This is a genomic window from Panacagrimonas sp. (assembly GCF_965216805.1).
Classification (GTDB): domain Bacteria; phylum Pseudomonadota; class Gammaproteobacteria; order Nevskiales; family Nevskiaceae; genus Panacagrimonas.
Genome location: NZ_CBDCGN010000003.1, coordinates 1240087 through 1255507, shown reverse-complemented (window position 1 = coordinate 1255507; position 15421 = coordinate 1240087). Strand labels below are relative to the sequence as shown.

The 15421-nt window shown below is 64.0% G+C and carries 13 protein-coding genes and 1 other annotated feature; of the genes, 5 read left to right on the top strand and 8 right to left on the bottom strand.

Annotation, left to right across the window (positions count from 1 at the left end):
• Positions 1-2 precede the first annotated feature (2 nt).
• The 6 genes from ACOOHP_RS18710 to ACOOHP_RS18685 form a co-directional block, all read right to left on the bottom strand.
• The gene (locus tag ACOOHP_RS18710) at positions 3-395 is read right to left on the bottom strand and encodes a chemotaxis response regulator CheY (RefSeq protein ID WP_420467993.1); all 393 of its coding nucleotides are present in this window, start codon (positions 393-395) and stop codon (positions 3-5) included.
• Positions 396-555: 160 nt separating this feature from the next.
• Complete coding sequence (locus tag ACOOHP_RS18705) at positions 556-1296, bottom strand: RNA polymerase sigma factor FliA (RefSeq protein WP_420467992.1); 741 nt, start codon at positions 1294-1296, stop codon at positions 556-558.
• Positions 1297-1330: 34 nt separating this feature from the next.
• On the bottom strand, positions 1331-2209 hold the full coding sequence (locus ACOOHP_RS18700) for a MinD/ParA family protein (RefSeq protein WP_420467991.1): 879 nt from the start codon (positions 2207-2209) through the stop codon (positions 1331-1333).
• On the bottom strand, positions 2202-3497 hold the full coding sequence (flhF, locus tag ACOOHP_RS18695) for a flagellar biosynthesis protein FlhF (protein WP_420467990.1): 1296 nt from the start codon (positions 3495-3497) through the stop codon (positions 2202-2204). Before flhF ends, ACOOHP_RS18700 begins: the two co-directional genes overlap by 8 nt.
• A gap of 1 nt (position 3498) precedes the next feature.
• Positions 3499-5565, bottom strand: a complete 2067-nt coding sequence (gene flhA / locus ACOOHP_RS18690) for a flagellar biosynthesis protein FlhA (RefSeq protein WP_420467989.1) — start codon at positions 5563-5565, stop codon at positions 3499-3501.
• A 145-nt stretch (positions 5566-5710) separates the two neighbouring features.
• Positions 5711-6703: an integron integrase gene (locus ACOOHP_RS18685; RefSeq protein ID WP_420467988.1), complete on the bottom strand. Its 993-nt coding sequence runs from the start codon at positions 6701-6703 to the stop codon at positions 5711-5713.
• 301 nt (positions 6704-7004) lie between these two features.
• On the opposite strand from ACOOHP_RS18685, the gene ACOOHP_RS18680 reads away from it, so the two are divergent.
• Positions 7005-7172 (top strand): hypothetical protein, encoded by a 168-nt coding sequence (locus ACOOHP_RS18680; protein WP_420467987.1) that lies wholly within the window; start codon positions 7005-7007, stop codon positions 7170-7172.
• A 1-nt stretch (position 7173) separates the two neighbouring features.
• On the opposite strand, the gene ACOOHP_RS18675 is transcribed toward ACOOHP_RS18680, so the two are convergent.
• Positions 7174-8399 (bottom strand): IS3 family transposase gene (locus ACOOHP_RS18675; protein WP_420466000.1). Its coding sequence is split into 2 segments (ribosomal slippage): positions 7174-8114 and positions 8114-8399, totalling 1227 coding nucleotides; the frame shifts between segments, so codons are not numbered across the junction.
• Positions 8005-8121, bottom strand: a sequence feature (AL1L pseudoknot). Its footprint overlaps the gene before it by 117 nt.
• A 197-nt stretch (positions 8400-8596) precedes the next feature.
• On the opposite strand from ACOOHP_RS18675, the gene ACOOHP_RS18670 reads away from it, so the two are divergent.
• From ACOOHP_RS18670 to ACOOHP_RS18655, 4 genes are all read left to right on the top strand, one after another.
• The gene (locus tag ACOOHP_RS18670) at positions 8597-9544 is read left to right on the top strand and encodes a hypothetical protein (RefSeq protein WP_420467986.1); all 948 of its coding nucleotides are present in this window, start codon (positions 8597-8599) and stop codon (positions 9542-9544) included.
• Positions 9545-9661: 117 nt separating this feature from the next.
• The gene (locus ACOOHP_RS18665) at positions 9662-10177 is read left to right on the top strand and encodes a hypothetical protein (RefSeq protein ID WP_420467985.1); all 516 of its coding nucleotides are present in this window, start codon (positions 9662-9664) and stop codon (positions 10175-10177) included.
• A 127-nt stretch (positions 10178-10304) separates the two neighbouring features.
• Positions 10305-11863 (top strand): IS3 family transposase gene (locus tag ACOOHP_RS18660; RefSeq protein WP_420465030.1). Its coding sequence is split into 2 segments (ribosomal slippage): positions 10305-10743 and positions 10743-11863, totalling 1560 coding nucleotides; the frame shifts between segments, so codons are not numbered across the junction.
• A 93-nt stretch (positions 11864-11956) separates the two neighbouring features.
• Positions 11957-12436, top strand: a complete 480-nt coding sequence (locus ACOOHP_RS18655; protein WP_420467984.1) for a GFA family protein — start codon at positions 11957-11959, stop codon at positions 12434-12436.
• Positions 12437-12501: 65 nt separating this feature from the next.
• Here the strand turns inward: ACOOHP_RS18655 and ACOOHP_RS18650 are convergent, their stop codons facing one another.
• Positions 12502-15414, bottom strand: a complete 2913-nt coding sequence (locus ACOOHP_RS18650; protein ID WP_420467983.1) for a sensor domain-containing diguanylate cyclase — start codon at positions 15412-15414, stop codon at positions 12502-12504.
• Between the last annotated feature and the right edge of the window lie 7 nt (positions 15415-15421).

The following is a 15421-nucleotide window of genomic DNA, read 5'->3' as shown; positions in this document are numbered from 1 at the left end:
CACTACGCGGCTTCGGCGAGGCGCTGGAAAATCTTGTCGAGCTTTTCCTTGAGCGTCACCGCGGTGAAGGGCTTGATGATGTAGCCGTTCACCCCCGCCTTGGCCGCTTCGATGATCTGGTCGCGCTGCGCTTCGGCGGTGACCATCAGCACCGGCAGCCCGGCCAGCTTGGGTTCGCCGCGTATGGCGCGCAGCAGGTCGATACCGGTCATGCCCGGCATGTTCCAGTCGGTCACCACAAAATCGTAGCTGCCGGCCTGCAGCAGCGGCCACGCGGTCTTGCCGTCGTCGGCTTCGTGGGTGTTGGTGTAGCCCAGGTCGTGCAGCAGATTCTTGACGATGCGCCGCATGGTCGAGAAGTCGTCGACGATGAGGATTTTCAGATTCTTGTCCATGCTTCTGTCCCGATATTGATGAGAAAGAGTCCTAACGCAAAGGCGCAAAGGAAAGGTAGAGAACGCAAAGATCGTGGGGTGCGGCGCTTTTCATCCTTCGCGTCCTTATCTTTTTCCTTCGCGCCTTTGCGTTGAAATACTTTTTGATCGGCCGACGAAACTAGCCCAGCGCCACGCCGGCCCAATCGCCCAGCCGCGCACGCAGGCGCACCAGCGCCTGGCCGTGGATCTGGCACGCGCGGCTCTCGCTGACGCCCAGCACCTTGCCGATCTCCTTGAGGTTGAGTTCGCGCTCGTAATACAGCGACATCACCAGGCGCTCGCGTTCGGGCAGACGGCCGATCGCCTGCGCCAGCTCCTGCTGGAACTCCTCGCGACCAAACTGCTCGTCGGGGTCGCCGTGCTCTGCCACCGCGTCATAACCTTGGCCGTCGTCGTAACCGTGACTGGACAGCACCTGGCAACGCGCCGCATCGGCGACGGCATCGTGATAGTCGTCCAGCGACAGGTTGAGGCGCTCGGCCACCTCGGTGTCCCGCGCTTCGCGTCCGGTCTCCTGCTCGATCGCGCGCATCGCCGCCTCGACTTCGCGCGCGCGCCGATGCAGGGAGCGTGGCGCCCAGTCGCCGCGGCGCAGTTCGTCGAGCATGGCGCCGCGAATGCGGATGCCGGCGTAGGTTTCGAAGCTGGCGCCGCGATCGCCCTGGTAATGGCGCGCAGCTTCCAGCAGGCCCAGGCTGCCGGCCTGGATCAGATCGTCCACCTCCACGCTGGCGGGCAGACGCGCCGCCAGGTGATAGGCGATGCGCTTGACCAGGCCCGCATGCAGATGGACCAGGTCGGCGTCCGGGTGCTGCGCGGCGCGGTAACGCTGCACGGCTTCCTGCGGCAGCGCGCTCATGGCCGCGCCTCGTGGCGGATCGACGTGCGCATGTTCAGACCAGCGCCGGGACCAGCTCGCCGCCGCCGACCAGGCGCTCGACGAAGAATTCCAGATTGCCGCGCGCGCCCTTGGGACTGCCCCAGGCTTCGGCCTTCTTGGCCAGTTGCATGAAGGCCAGCGAGGCGGCGCTGTTGGGATACGCCTGCACCACCGCCTGCTGGCGGCGCACGGCGCGGCGCAGCCATTCGTCCTGCGGCACGAAGCCCATGAAGTTGAGCGTGACGTCCAGAAAGCGCTCGGCCACACGGCGCAGGTTTTCGTACACCTCCTTGGCCTCGGTGAGGTTCTGCACCATGTTGGCCAGCACCTGCACGCGCTCCACGCCGTGATCGCGGTTGAGCACCTTGATCAGCGCGTAGGCATCGGTGAGCGAGGCCGGGTCATTGCAGATCACCACAATCACTTCCTGCGACGCCTGGGTGAAGGTGATGACGGAATCGGCGATACCGGCCGCGGTATCCACGATCAGCACATCCAGCGGACGGCTCAGCTCGCTGAACGCGCGCACCAGCCCGGCGTTTTCGGCGCGCGTGAGTTCGGCCATGTTCTTGCGACCGCTGGAGGCCGGCACCACCATCAGACCGGCCGGGCCTTCCAGGATGGTGTCGTCCAGCGAGCACTGCCCTTCCAGCACGTGCCACAGATTGCAGCTCGGCTGCAGGCCCAGCATCACATCGACATTGGCCATGCCCAGATCGCCGTCCAGCAGCATCACCTGCTTGCCGGACATCGCCATCGCGGTGGCCAGGTTCACCGACACGCTGGTCTTGCCCACGCCGCCCTTGCCGCTGGTGATGGCAATCACCTGCACCGGCTTGGCGGGGCGCAGCAATCTCAGGCCCGCGGCCTGGTCATTGAGCGGCTTAGACATTCACGACTCCGGCGAACTGCATGGAAATCTCTTCGTCTTCCGCATCGGGGCGCGTCGCCAGCGCACGGTTGGCGCGCAGCACCAACTGGTCGGGCCGCGCGGCAGACAGGTCCTCGGGCACGCGCTGACCGTCGGTGGTGTAGGCCAGCGGCAGCGCGTGGCGGATCAGGCAGGAGATGGCACCACCCAGGCGCGAGGCCTCGTCGAGCTTGGTCAGAATCACCGCGCTCGGATCGGACGGCGCAAAGCGGCGGAACTGGTCGTCGAGGTCCGAAGCCTGGCTGCTGGCCGACAACACCAACGCGGTGCGGTTGGGTACCGGCAGACCCGACAACATGGCGAACTGCCTGGACAGGTTTTCGTCGCGCGGCGACATGCCGGCGGTATCGATCAGCACCAGCTTGCGGTCGCGCAGCTTGTCCAGCGCCTGGCACAGCTCGGTGTGGTTGTCCGCGGTGAGCACCGGCACGCCGAGCAGACGGCCGTAAGTGAACAACTGCTCCTGCGCGCCGATGCGGAAATGATCGGTGGTGACCATGGCCACGTCGCGCAAGCCCCAGCTCTGCACGTAGCGCGCGGCGAGCTTGGCGATGGTGGTGGTCTTGCCCACGCCGGTGGCGCCGACCAGCGAGATCACGCCGCCGGCGTCCAGCCATTCGGTCTTGAATGCAGGAATTCGGCGCGACAGCATCGCCATCGGCAGATAGCGCGCACGATCCGCGGCGATGCTGTCGGGCAGCTCGCAGGCCACTTCGCGCGCCAGCTTCAGTTCGATGCCGCAGGTGACCAGCTTGCGCACCACGTCGGCACGCACCGGGTTGCGCGTCTTGAGCGTGTTCCAGCTCTGACCCGCCAGTTGTTCTTCCATCATCTGGCGCATGCGCTGCATCTCGCGGCGCAGAAATTCGAACTCGTGCTCGGGGGCCGGCGTCGGCGTCGGCTTGGTCTGCAGGCCCGCCACACTCGCCGCCTGGTTGCGCGGCGGCACCGCGCGAACGGGGGCAGCCTCAGCGGAGCGCTGCTGCTCGCGTAGTTGGCGTTCGAAGCTCGAAGCCGCGGCCACAGGCTTGGCCGGCGGTGCCGACGGCACGCTGGCTGCGGCCGGCGCAGCGTCGGAGCGCAGCGCGGCGTGCTGCACCAGCGCGGCGTCGTAGTCGGTGGCGGCCACCACTTCGATGCCGCTCTCCATGCGCCGATTGGACAGGATCACCGCATCTTCGCCCTGTTCCTCGCGCACCATGCGCATCGCTTCGCGCATGTTGGGGGCAATGAAACGCTTGATCTTCATCTCAGGCTCCTACCGCCCCAGCAATGCGAATGCGGCGGGACTCGGGCACTTCGTTGTAGGCCAGCACCCGCAGCGCCGGGATGGTCTGGCGGGTGAAGCGCGCCAGCACCGGGCGTAGTGCCTGCGGCACCAGCAGCACCGGCACGCGGCCCTGGATTTCCTGTTGCTGAGCTTGATTGGCGAGCGACTGGTGCATGCGTTCGGCGAGTCCGGGTTCCAGGGCGGCGTTGCCCGTCGAAACGCTGGTCTGCAACACCTGTTCCAGTGCGGGCTCCAGAGTGAGCACTTGCAACTCCTCGTCCAGCCCATTGATTTCCTGCACGATCTGGCGGCTCAGCGCGACCCGCGCAGCGCCGATCAGGGCGACGGGATCCTGGCTGCGCGGCGCCGCCTCCGCCAAGGCTTCGGCAATCACGCGCAGGTTCTTCAGCGACACCCGCTCGCCCAGCAGGCCTTGCAGCACCTTGACGAAGATCGCCATCGGCAGACTCTTGGGTACCAGGTCTTCGGCCAGCTTGGGCGAGGTCTTGGCCAGGCTGTTGAGCAGCTGCTGTGCTTCGTCGAAACCGAACAGTTCGGCGATGTGCTCGCCAATCAAATGCGATAGATGCGTGGCCACCACGGTGGCGGCATCCACCACTGTGTAACCCAGGGATTGCGCGTGCTCGCGGCGGCCGCGCTCGATCCAGACCGCCTCCATGCCGAAGGTGGGGTCCTTGACCGTGATGCCCTCCACCGTGCCGAACACGCGCCCCGGGTTGAGCGCCAGCTCGCGATCCGGGTACAGCACGCCATCGGCCAGCGGCACGCCGAGCAGGGTGATGCGATAGGCGTTGGGCGCCAGTTCCAGGTTGTCGCGGATGTGCACCGGCGGCACCAGAAAGCCCAGCTCCTGGGTCAGCTTGCGGCGCACGCCCTTGATGCGCGGCATCAGCTCGCCGCCCTGGCGCTGATCCACCAGCGGGATCAGGCGATAACCCACCTCCAGACCCAGCGGGTCTTCGGGTTGCACGTCCTCCCAGCTCAGCTCCGCCGGACGGTCGGTCTTGGGTGCTTCGACGGCCGCCGATTGCGGCTGTCGCGCGCGACGCGCCATCAGCCAGGCGCCGCCAGCGCAAGCCCCCGCCAGCAGCAGGAACACCAGGTTGGGCATGCCGGGTACCACGCCCACCAGGCCCAACACGCCGGCCGCCACCCCCAGCACCTTGGGCGAGGAAAACACCTGCTTCATCACCGTGCCGGCAATGTCCTGCGAGCGCGACATGCGCGTCACCAGCACCGCCACCGCCACCGACATCAGCAGCGACGGCACCTGCGCCACCAGCCCATCGCCGATGGTCAGCAGGGTGTAGTTGCGGCCCGCGGTGCCGATGTCCAGCCCGTGTTCCATGGTGCCGATGAACAGGCCGCCGATGATGTTGATGAACAGGATCAGGATGCTGGCGATGGCGTCGCCGCGGATGAACTTGGAGGCACCGTCCATGGAGCCGTAGAAGTCGGCCTCCTCGCGCACTTCCTCGCGCCGCGTCTTGGCCTCGTCGCGCGTCAACAATCCGGCGTTCAGATCGGCATCGATCGCCATCTGGCGGCCCGGAAGGGCGTCAAGAATAAAGCGCGCCGACACCTCGGAGACCCGCTCGGCGCCCTTGGTCACCACCATGAAATTGACGATGGTGAGGATCACGAACACCACGATGCCCACCGCGAAACTGCCGCCCACCACGAACTCCCCGAAGCTCTCGATCACCTGGCCCGCCGCGTGCGGGCCCTCGTGCCCGTGCATCAGCACCACGCGGCTGGAGCCCACGTTCAAGGCCAGTCGCAACAGCGTGGCCAGCAGCAACACGGTGGGAAACGCACTGAAATCCAGTGGCCGCATGACGTTGACCACCGCCAGCAGAATCACGATGGACAGCGCGATGTTGAAGGTGAACGCCAGGTCCAGCACCACCGGCGACAGCGGCACCACCATCATCGCCAGGATGGTCAGCAACAGCAGCGGCGCGCCCAGGCCGCTACGCCCCAGCACCTGCAACCTGCCCAGAATTCCGTTGGTTTGCGTGGCCATGCCTTCTTCCGTTTCGGAAGGGCCAGGAGCAAGTTCCGGGCTAGGCCTGCGCGCGCATTACTATCTTGCTCCCCTCTCCCATGGGAGAGGGGCCGGGGGTGAGGGCCAGCAGAGCGTGGGCTAACCGGTTCCGCGCGCCGATGCTTCACAACTCATCCAGCGGAATGCACACCCCACGCCCGCCGCGGTTGAGCACATGCGTGTAGATCATGGTGGTACTCACGTCCGCATGGCCGAGCAGTTCCTGCACGGTCCTGATGTCGTAGCCGCCCTCCAGCAGATGCGTCGCAAACGAATGCCGCAGCACGTGCGGTGACGCAGGGCCTGTGATCTGCGCACGCACCGCCGCCCGACGCACCAGCTTTTGAACGGCGGACTCATCCAGATGATGACGCCGTGTCACACCGCTCAAAGGATCGGCCGACAAGCCGCTGGACGTGAACACGTACTGCCATCCCCACTCCCGCGACGCATTGGGAAACTTGGTGGCCAGCGCATCCGGCATCCACACACCCGCCACGCCGGCCGCACGGTCCGCGTCGAACAGCTTCCTGCGCTCCGCGAACCGCGCCATGAGCGGCTCCATCAGCGCGTGCGGCAACATGGTCACGCGATCCTTGGCGCCCTTGCCCCAACGAACCGTGATCTGGTGTCCCGTCACGTCGACATCCTTGACCCGCAGACGCAGGGCTTCCATCAGCCGCATCCCCGTGCCGTAAAGCAGTCGAACCACCAGCGCTGCCTGCCCCGACGAATCGGCCAGCTGCGAAAACAGCGCCTGCACCTGCGCCCGGCTCAACACCGTGGGCAAACGTTCCGGCTTCTTCGCGCGCGTGACACCGGAAAGCCAGGGTAGCTCCAGCTCCAAAGCCTCCATGTAAAGAAACAGGATGGCGCTCAGCGCCTGATTCTGCGTACTCGCCGAAACCTTGCGCTCCACCGCCAGACTGGTCAGAAACGCGTCCACCTCGACAGCCCCCATGTCCCGAGGATGCCGCTTGCCGTGAAACAGGATGAAGCGTTTAATCCAGTCCACATACGACGATTCGGTGCGGAGACTGTAATGCTTGGCGCGCAAACGATGCCGCACCTGATCGAGCAAGTGCGGCGCCTGCGCAGTGGCCGGGTTTGGTTCCATGTGAGACCTCCGCAAATCGGCGAAGTGCTGGACAAACAACGGAGTACAAAATCCCCACAAAGATTATACGGACGCGCGGCCGGGATAGGCTGCTGGCCGTGTTCCATCTAATTGGCGTTGAGGCTGTAGAAAAACTACAGCCATGACCGAATCCGAGCCCGAAGTGCACGCGACAGTCGCCTCAAACTGGTTTCAAAAAATTAGGCGGCGCCTTATCGCACTGTCGCGCTCGAAATGGGACCATCGGCGAAGAGCGAAACCGCTCTTCGGAGTTTTTCTACACTCTCGTTGGGCGTAGCTAATGGACATCCTCTCCTTCATCGCAGCCCTTGTGTCGTCACTGGCTTGGCCAACTGCTGTCACGTTGATTGCGCTCGCGTTTCGCAAAGAAATAAGGGCGCTTCTTCCCTTTCTGAGAAAGCTAAAGGCCGTGAACCGCCCCGGTTTTCCCGGAGGCTCGTTGTTGTGAGTCACGCCGCGAGGGCGAGACTCGGGATTTGTGAATAGTAGGCAGCTTCTGCTTCGGCGGGTGGGATGTTGCCAAGCGGTTCCATCAGTCGGCGATTGTTGTACCAGTCCACCCACTGCAGCGTGGCCCACTCGACGTCTTCGCGGCGTTGCCAGGAAGGCCGCCGGTGAATCACCTCGGCCTTGTACAAGCCGTTGATGGTCTCGGCCAGCGCGTTGTCGTAGGAATCGCCCACACTGCCCACGGAAGGTTCGAGACCCGCGTCGGCAAGACGCTCGGTGTAGCGGATCGACACGTACTGGACACCTCTGTCGCTGTGATGCACCAGCCGATCCGGGCCGACCGGTTTGCGCTCATGCAGCGCCTGCTCCAGCGCGTCGAGCACCAGGTCGGTCCGCGCCGAGGACGAAGCCCGCCAGCCGACGATGCGCCGGGCGAAGACGTCGATGACGAAGGCGACGTAGACGAAGCCCTGCCAGGTCGACACGTAGGTGAAGTCCGAGACCCACAGCTTGTTCGGCCGATCCGCCTTGAAGTGACGACGGACATGATCCAGCGGGCAAGGTGCGTTGGCATCACTCACCGTCGTGCGCACCGACTTGCCGCGGATGACGCCACGCAAGCCCAGGCGCTTCATCAGGCGCGCCACCGTGCAGCGGGCCAGATCAAAGCCTTCGCGCCGCAGTTGCCGCCACACCTTGCGCACGCCGTAGACCTGGAAGTTTTCGTTCCAGACCCGTTCGATCTCCGGCACCAGCGCTCGATCTCGCTGGTCCCTCGTAGAACGGCGCTGTGGGTCTGCCTCGCGAGCCGCGTGGGCGTAGTACGTCGACGGGGCAATCGGCAGCACCTTGCAGATCGGCTCGACCCCGTGGACCGAGCGATGCTCGTCGATGAACGCCTTCATCGTTTGAACGGGCGGTCGAGCTCCGCCTGCGCAAAATACGCCGATGCCTTGCGCAAAATCTCATTGGCCTGGCGCAGTTCACGGACCTCGCGCTCCAGCGCCTTGATCCGCTCGCCCTCGGCCGTGGTCAGGCCGGGCCGTACACCGGCGTCACGCTCGCCCTGGCGCACCCAGCGCCGCAACGTCTCGGCTGTACAACCAATCTTGGCAGCAATCGATTCAATCGCTGCCCACTGCGAGGTGTGCTGCGCCGCGTGCTCCGCCACCATCCGGACCGCGCGCTCCTGCACTTCCGGGGAATACTTCGATGCTCTGGTCATGGCTCCATTCTCTCAAGTGAGGGAGCCTCCGAGATTCCCGGGGCGGTTCACATCTGGAGCGCAATCGTGCGTGCTCTCTCAGCCACGTATAGCGGCCAAATGTTGCCCAACCAGGCGCTCTAGCCGACCCCACAGCCTCCGCTTCGCTACGGCTGCGGGTCGGCTGAGCTACGGCGTTAGAGCCCCAGAGTGAACTTATGGATAAGAGAGAACCGAATAATTTTGTCAGGTGTCTTATAGTTGCCTTGGTATTGGCACTATGCGCCCTCGTGTACTTTAATTTTTTCCGTAGAGAGCCGCCTTACCAGATAACCTCGGGATTGCTCGCTGTTGCGGCTCTAATAGTGCTTCTGTCGTTATCCGAATCCTTTGATCACCTATCCTTTGGAGCTCTTTTATCTTTAAAGCGGAAGGTGATAGAAGAGAAAGAATCGAATGAGTTGCTCCGAAGCGACAACCGAGAGCTAAGATCCCAGTTAGTAACTCTTGTTGCGAATATCCAACAGAGTCAAGTCAATAACACGTTTAATGCACCACCAGAAGCTTGGGCAAAACTGCTTGGGGTGGTTCCATCTTCGGATAAGAAGGAGGAAAGCGAAGAAACCGAGGTTGAAGAGCCTGTTGCGCCTGCTCAAGCACCAGTGGCCCAGGAGATGACCACCAGACAAAGGTTTGAGCGCTATCACGCAGCCGAGTCTGTGGCTATTAAGAAGTATCTTGACTCTATCCAGGTTCCTCAATCAGAGAGAATTCTCAACGCAGAATTTTCGTCCTCCTTCCAAAACATAGACCCAATCATGGATCGCAAAATTGTTTTCGACGCCTATGTGAAAGCGGACACACGAGAGCGGTTTATTGAAACAATTAGGGCTAGAAGCTCAGCCGGCATGTTCTCAGATCGGCTTTACGTAATGCTTAACAAAATATGGCTATATCGCCAAGCCAAGAAGGCCCAGGCAGAACTGATACTGCTGATTGTTGAAATAGAGGACGACGAACCTCTTAATAGACTAAGGTCAAGCAATAGGCTCATCGAGTTTTTCCAGCCCGCAATTGCAAACGATATTCTGAGAGTTGAATTCTGCAAAATTTCTTCTGAGGAAATTGAAATTGAGCTGGCAGGCAATCAGCAAAGTCTGCTCTAACAAATTCTTGCAGTCGGACCAAATCGTACTGTCATGCCTTTTGCAAAAAGCGCAAAAGCCACGCCAGCAAACTTTGGCCGCTGAAGAAAAGCGTTAGCCTTTATGGCCGAGCGAAATTTGGTCCAGCAGACCGACGCGCTACTTCGAGCCATCGGCCACACGGTTGTCCGATTTCAGCAAGTTGAGCAGTGGCTGGCTGAAGAATTGGCGCTTCTTCTCCGCATGCATGAGAAGGAAGACCAGTACCTTGTCTCAGCAGCAATGAGTTTCAAGCAGAAGGTTGACCTTCTTACAGAGATTTTTCCCCGTCGGGCAGAACGGCACCCGAATCTTCCCCAAGTAGATGTGGCGGATGTTCGGAAAGCACTTTATGTAGCCGAGGAATACCGAAATAGGGTGGTTCACTCGTTCTATGCGGTGGAGTGTAGCGATTCATCCAAGTGGATCCGCATGAAAGGTTCACTCCGGGGGCGGGCTGGGTTTTCTCTCAATTCGGCCGATGCCAATGTCCAAATTTTTGAGGAATGCAACAGCGCACTCGGAGTGATACGCGAGTGGAGCCTCAAAGAATCGGAAGCTCTGCGCGAGGCCACTGCAGTTCTCGTCAAGCATATGAAGGTTGGGGGCTTATGAAATGAGCGACCGGGAACATAGGTAAAAAATAGTCCGGAGACATCGGTAACCGTCACCGGTGCCCCCCGCGTCAGAATAGTTGCCGCCTTGATAGGACCATCCCTGGGGGCGTCAATGAAGGTAGAACGTGGCTCGATACGGACAAGGATTCAAGGACCGCGCGGTAGCGCGGCTGTTGCCGCCTGAAAGCGCGGCGGTGGAAGACGTGGCGTTAGCAGTGGGAGTGGGTGCCCAGACCTTGCAGCGTTGGCGAGAGCAGACGCAGTCCGGGCCGGTGAAGGCTCGGACGTGGACCGCGGGATCGCGTCTGGAGGCGGTGATTGCAACAGCACCGATGGCCGAAGCGGATCGGAGTGTGTGGTGCCGGGAACAGGGTGTATTTCCGACGGAGTTGGAGAAGTGGCGGGCCAGCGCAACGGCCGCACTGGCGGAACCCGAAGAAGCCCGTGCCAGTCCGCAGGCGACGCGACAGGACCGCAAGCGCATCAAGGAGCTGGAGCGCGACCTGCTGCGCAAGGACCGGGCGCTGGCGGAGACGGCGGCTCTGCTGGTCCTTTCAAAAAAACTCGCGGCGATCTTCAACAAGGCAGAGGACGAATGATCGACCTCGAAGATCGCCAACGCCTGGCCCACAACATTCAAATCGCCCAGGGTGCCGGTGCCCGGCTGCACGCCGCGTGCGACACCGCGGGCATCGACACCCGCACCCTGCAGCGCTGGAGAGCGTGCGGGGGGCTCGTGGACGGCGATGGAAGGCCCCAGGCCGTCCGACCCACACCGGCGCATGCCCTGAGCCTGGCCGAGCGTGCCGAGCTCTTGCGCGTGGCTAATGAGCCGCGCTTTGAGGCCGTGCCGCCAGCGCGCATCGTGCCGATGCTGGCCGACGAAGGCGTGTACCTAGCCAGCGAGTCCAGCTTCGCGCGTGTGCTGCGAGCACATGGCCAAGCCACTCACCGTGGACGCGCCCGCGAGCCGCACACGGTACGCCCACCGACCACCCACATCGCCACTGCACCGCGCCAGGTGTGGTGCTGGGACATGACCTATCTGCCGGCCACGGTGCTGGGACGCTGGTATCACCTCTACCTGATTCTCGACCTCTACAGCCGCAAGATCGTCGGCTGGGAGGTCCATGACCGCGACCATGCCGATCACGCAGCGCATCTGGTGCGGCGCACCGCCCTGGCAGAGGGCATTGCGGCCCTGGTGAACAAGCCCGTGCTGCACGGCGACAACGGCGCCACGCTCAAGGCCACCACGGTGCTGGCGATGCTGCACTGGCTCGGAGTGAAGCCCTCCTACTCGCGGCCGCGGGTGAGCGACGACAACGCCTACGCGGAATCGCTCTTCCGCACCGCCAAGTACCGGCCCGAGTTTCCGGCCAGAGGATTCGAAGACCTGGCGGCAGCGCGCGCCTGGGCAGCCGGCTTCGTGCGCTGGTACAACATCGATCATCGCCACAGCGGCATCCGCTACGTCAGCCCGGCACAGCGCCACGACGGCAGCGATGGTCCGATCCTGGCGGCGCGCCACGCGCTCTACGCCCAAGCCCGCGAACGAAACCCTGCACGATGGTCAGGCGCAACGCGAAACTGGTCGCCGGTACTCGCCGTCACCCTCAACCCCGAACGCGACTGCGTCATCAACACCCACGTCGCCGAAACCTTTAAGCAACTCGCTGCATGAATGAGGCGGCAACTACCTTGACGCGCGCCGGGTGGAGCAAGTCGCCATTTGAGCCGTTCGTTGGCTACCGTAAGCAGTCGGCGGGTTCGGCGGGTGGGTGCAGGTATCGCGCACAAAAAGCAGGAGAGCCCTTTGTATACCGGTGGTTGCTTGTGCGGCGGCATCCGCTTCCGTGTCGAATCGGAGCTTGAGCCGCTTCAGATCTGTCATTGCTCGCAGTGCCGCAAGGCACAGGGCGGGCCTATTGCGGTCAACACGCCGGTGTCGGAGGCAGCCTTTCGCCTGGTCAGCGGCACCGAGTTGCTGACTGCCTACGAGTCGTCTCCCGGCAAGCAGCGGGTGTTCTGCCGCCGCTGCGGCTCGCCCATCTACAGCAAGAAGGATGCATTACCAGAGGTGTTGCGCCTGCGGGCCGGCCTGATCGATGAGCCGCTGGCGGTCAGGCCGGTCGCGCATTCCTACGTGGGCTCGAAGGCGAGCTGGTGGCCCATTGAAGACGGCCTGCCCCGGTTCGAGGCTGCTTATGTGGCGCCCGCCATCGACGGGCAACAAGATCCGACGCGCAGCGGCTGATGGGGGTCGTGACGTCGCTTCATTGTTTTGCCGCGTAGCGCGGCGGCACGTCTGGCGGCCCATTGTTACGCCACCCGTGTCCGGTCCGGTTCTGAAAGGATCGCGCCGTGCGACGACATCGCGGGGGCGTGCGTCGCGTCCGCCATGCTCACCTGATTGCGCCCGTTCTGCTTGGCGGCGTACAGGGCCTGGTCGGCGCGCTTGAGCGCGTGATCCAGATCGTTGGCGTCGTGCGGGAACCGGGCGATGCCGATGGATACCGACAGTTGCGGCAGGCTGCGCCCGTCCACCACGATCTGCAGCGCGGCCACGGCCTGGCGCACGCGCTCGCCGGCGCGGTAGGCCTGGTCAGCGGAATCGGTTTCGAGCACGGCGATGAATTCTTCGCCGCCGACGCGTGCCAGGGCCTCTTCCGCACGCAGGCTGTTGCGCAGTTCGGCGGCAATCTGGCGCAGCGCCTCGTCGCCGGCATCGTGGCCGTGTTGGTCGTTGATGGCCTTGAAGCGATCGGCGTCCACCATCATCAGCGCAAAGCCCTGGCCGTCGCGGCTGTGCCGAGCCAGTCGCGCGCGCAGGTAGTCCTCCAGCCAGCGGCGGTTATGCAGGCCGGTGAGCGCATCGACGGTGGCCTGCTGCCGCAGTTCCTCGCGTAGCTGCAGATTGCCGAACGCCAGGCCGATCTTTTCCGCCACGTTTTTCACCAGCGACAGCTCCGGCGCCCAGCCGTCGGGGCGCTCGCCCCAGGCGAGTTCGATGAGGCCCAGCAATCTGCCCATGGTTTGCAGCGGCGTGCACAGATGCGGATGGCGGCGCGCATGCGGTGCCGCGTGCGGGCAGTAGAGCGCGTCGGTCTCGCCTTCGACGTGATGCGGCTCGGCGCGGCGCAGACCCCAGCAGTCGTCCACCGCAACCTGCACCGCTCCCGGTTGACCGTGGCCCCAGGCGACTCGACGGTCGAACAAACCGGCGCTGTTGCCGGCCAGGTACACGGCGCCGGTGGCCAGCGGGAAGATGCGCGGCAGGTAATGGGTGACGACTTTTCCGGCTTCTTCGAGGTCGGCCGACGCCGACAGCATGCGTCCCAGCTCGGTGGTGAGCGACAGCTCGGTGTTGCGCCGCTGGCCGGTCTGCAGCAGTTCGTTCAACTGCGCGGTGCGCGCCGCGACCTGGGCTTCCAGGTCGGCGTTGAGGGCGACGATGCGTGCCTCGGCGCTTTTGCGGTCGCTGATGTCGTCCACCACCGACACGAATCGGGTCGGCGTGCTGCCGCCGGCTTCCAGCCGGCGCACGTAGAGCATGGCCCAGACCACGCTGCCGTCGCGACGGATGTAGCGCTTCTCCAGACTGTAGTGGTCGATGCTGCGATCCATGACGGCGCGCGACAGCACCAGATCGCGTTGCAGATCGTCCGGGTGGGTGACGCGCTGGAAGTCAAGCTGCAGAAATTCTTCCAGCGTGTAGCCCAGTATTTCGCAGAGCTTGTCGTTGACATTGAGCCAGCGGCCGTCGGCATCCAGCAGCGCAATGCCGACCGCGGCCTGGTTGAAGATGCCGCGGAAGCGCGCCTCGCTTTCGTTGAGCATGCTCAGCATTTCCTGGCGCTCGGTCACGTCCATGCACATGGAAACCACCGACTGCAGCCGGCCCTGCACATCGCGTACCGCCAGGCGATGGACTTCCACCCACAGCGGCCGCCCGCTGCGATGGGCCATGGGAACCACGGCGAAGTGATGATCGCGCTCGCCGCCGGTGAGGCTGTCAAGCACCCGCACGCGCGGTGCAAGTTGGTGAGGCAGCACGTTGCCGAGTTGCTCCGCCGTTTGCCCGACCGCCTCGGCCTCGGTCCAGCCGAAGATACGCTCGGCCTGCGGCGACCAGCGTCGCACGCGCTGATCGACGTCGAACTCGATCGTCCCCACCGGCATGTGCTCGAAGTAAAGATCGCGCACGCGGCGCTCGGCCAGAATCCTCTGTTCGGCGGCGTGACGCTCGCTGAGGTCGGTCACCACGCAGATGAAGCGGCGCGGCATGTCCGGCGGCTGCGCCAGCTCGCGCCCGAACACCTGGGTGTGCACCACATGCCCGTCGCGATGGCGATAGCGCAGCGGCGACGTGAAGCCGTCGGCCTCGCGCGCCAACAGCTGCGCAGCCAGGCTTTGGCCGGTCGCCAGATCCTGCGGATCGCTGACGTCGGCGTAGCGAAGCTGCAACAGCGCTTCGACGCTGTAGCCCAGCATGTCGGCAAAGCACTGGTTGACCCTGACGTAGCGGCCGGTTTCGTCGCTGACGCTCATGCCCACGGCGGCCACTTCGAACACGCTGCGAAAATGCGCCTCGCTGCGCGCCACCGAGGCGTGCGCGCGGCGCGCGACCGCGGCAATGCGCGCATAACGCTTCAGTACGCGCTCATGACGCCGGGCGATCACGCCCAGCAGCACGATCAGCAGCCCGTGCGCGGGGCCGACAAACAGCAGCATGGCCTGCAGCGAATCGCGCCGGTCGGGCTGCTGCCAGTACGGGGCAGACAACCACCCGACGACGCACAGCACCGCCAGCCAGGCGGCCAGCGCCATCGCCTGCGCCGTGCGCACCGGCGACAACAGCAGGAAGCAGAACAGGTAGAGGATGGGCAGATAGGCGAACACCGGCATGAAGAAACTGTGCCGGCTGTCATCGAAATAGCCACCAGCGAACAGCCTGGCGATACGCTCCAGCATCATCCCGGCGAGGACGCCCAGGGTCAGCCAGGACGCCAGCGGCACGCCGATCATGCGCCGCCACAGCATCAAGGCCAGCGCTGCGAAGGTGACACCGGCAGCGGCAAACAGCAGCAGTTCCAGACGGCCGACGCCGGTTTGCTGAGCCACGATCGGCAGGTTGAGCCAGGCCAGCAGGGTCAGCAGCGGCAGGGTCCAACGCAGCACGTCGCGACGGTCCCCCGACAGGCGCACCGGATCGTCGTCGGCAGGAAGGTGCATGGCGACC

Bases quoted from the DNA above. Each gene is read 5' to 3' on its own strand.
- ACOOHP_RS18710 (WP_420467993.1), bottom strand. From the start codon at position 395: ATGGACAAGAATCTGAAAATCCTCATCGTCGACGACTTCTCGACCATG.
- ACOOHP_RS18705 (WP_420467992.1), bottom strand. From the start codon at position 1,296: ATGAGCGCGCTGCCGCAGGAAGCCGTGCAGCGTTACCGCGCCGCGCAG.
- ACOOHP_RS18700 (WP_420467991.1), bottom strand. From the start codon at position 2,209: ATGTCTAAGCCGCTCAATGACCAGGCCGCGGGCCTGAGATTGCTGCGC.
- flhF (WP_420467990.1), bottom strand. From the start codon at position 3,497: ATGAAGATCAAGCGTTTCATTGCCCCCAACATGCGCGAAGCGATGCGC.
- flhA (WP_420467989.1), bottom strand. From the start codon at position 5,565: ATGGCCACGCAAACCAACGGAATTCTGGGCAGGTTGCAGGTGCTGGGG.
- ACOOHP_RS18685 (WP_420467988.1), bottom strand. From the start codon at position 6,703: ATGGAACCAAACCCGGCCACTGCGCAGGCGCCGCACTTGCTCGATCAG.
- ACOOHP_RS18680 (WP_420467987.1), top strand. From the start codon at position 7,005: ATGGACATCCTCTCCTTCATCGCAGCCCTTGTGTCGTCACTGGCTTGG.
- ACOOHP_RS18670 (WP_420467986.1), top strand. From the start codon at position 8,597: ATGGATAAGAGAGAACCGAATAATTTTGTCAGGTGTCTTATAGTTGCC.
- ACOOHP_RS18650 (WP_420467983.1), bottom strand. From the start codon at position 15,414: ATGCACCTTCCTGCCGACGACGATCCGGTGCGCCTGTCGGGGGACCGT.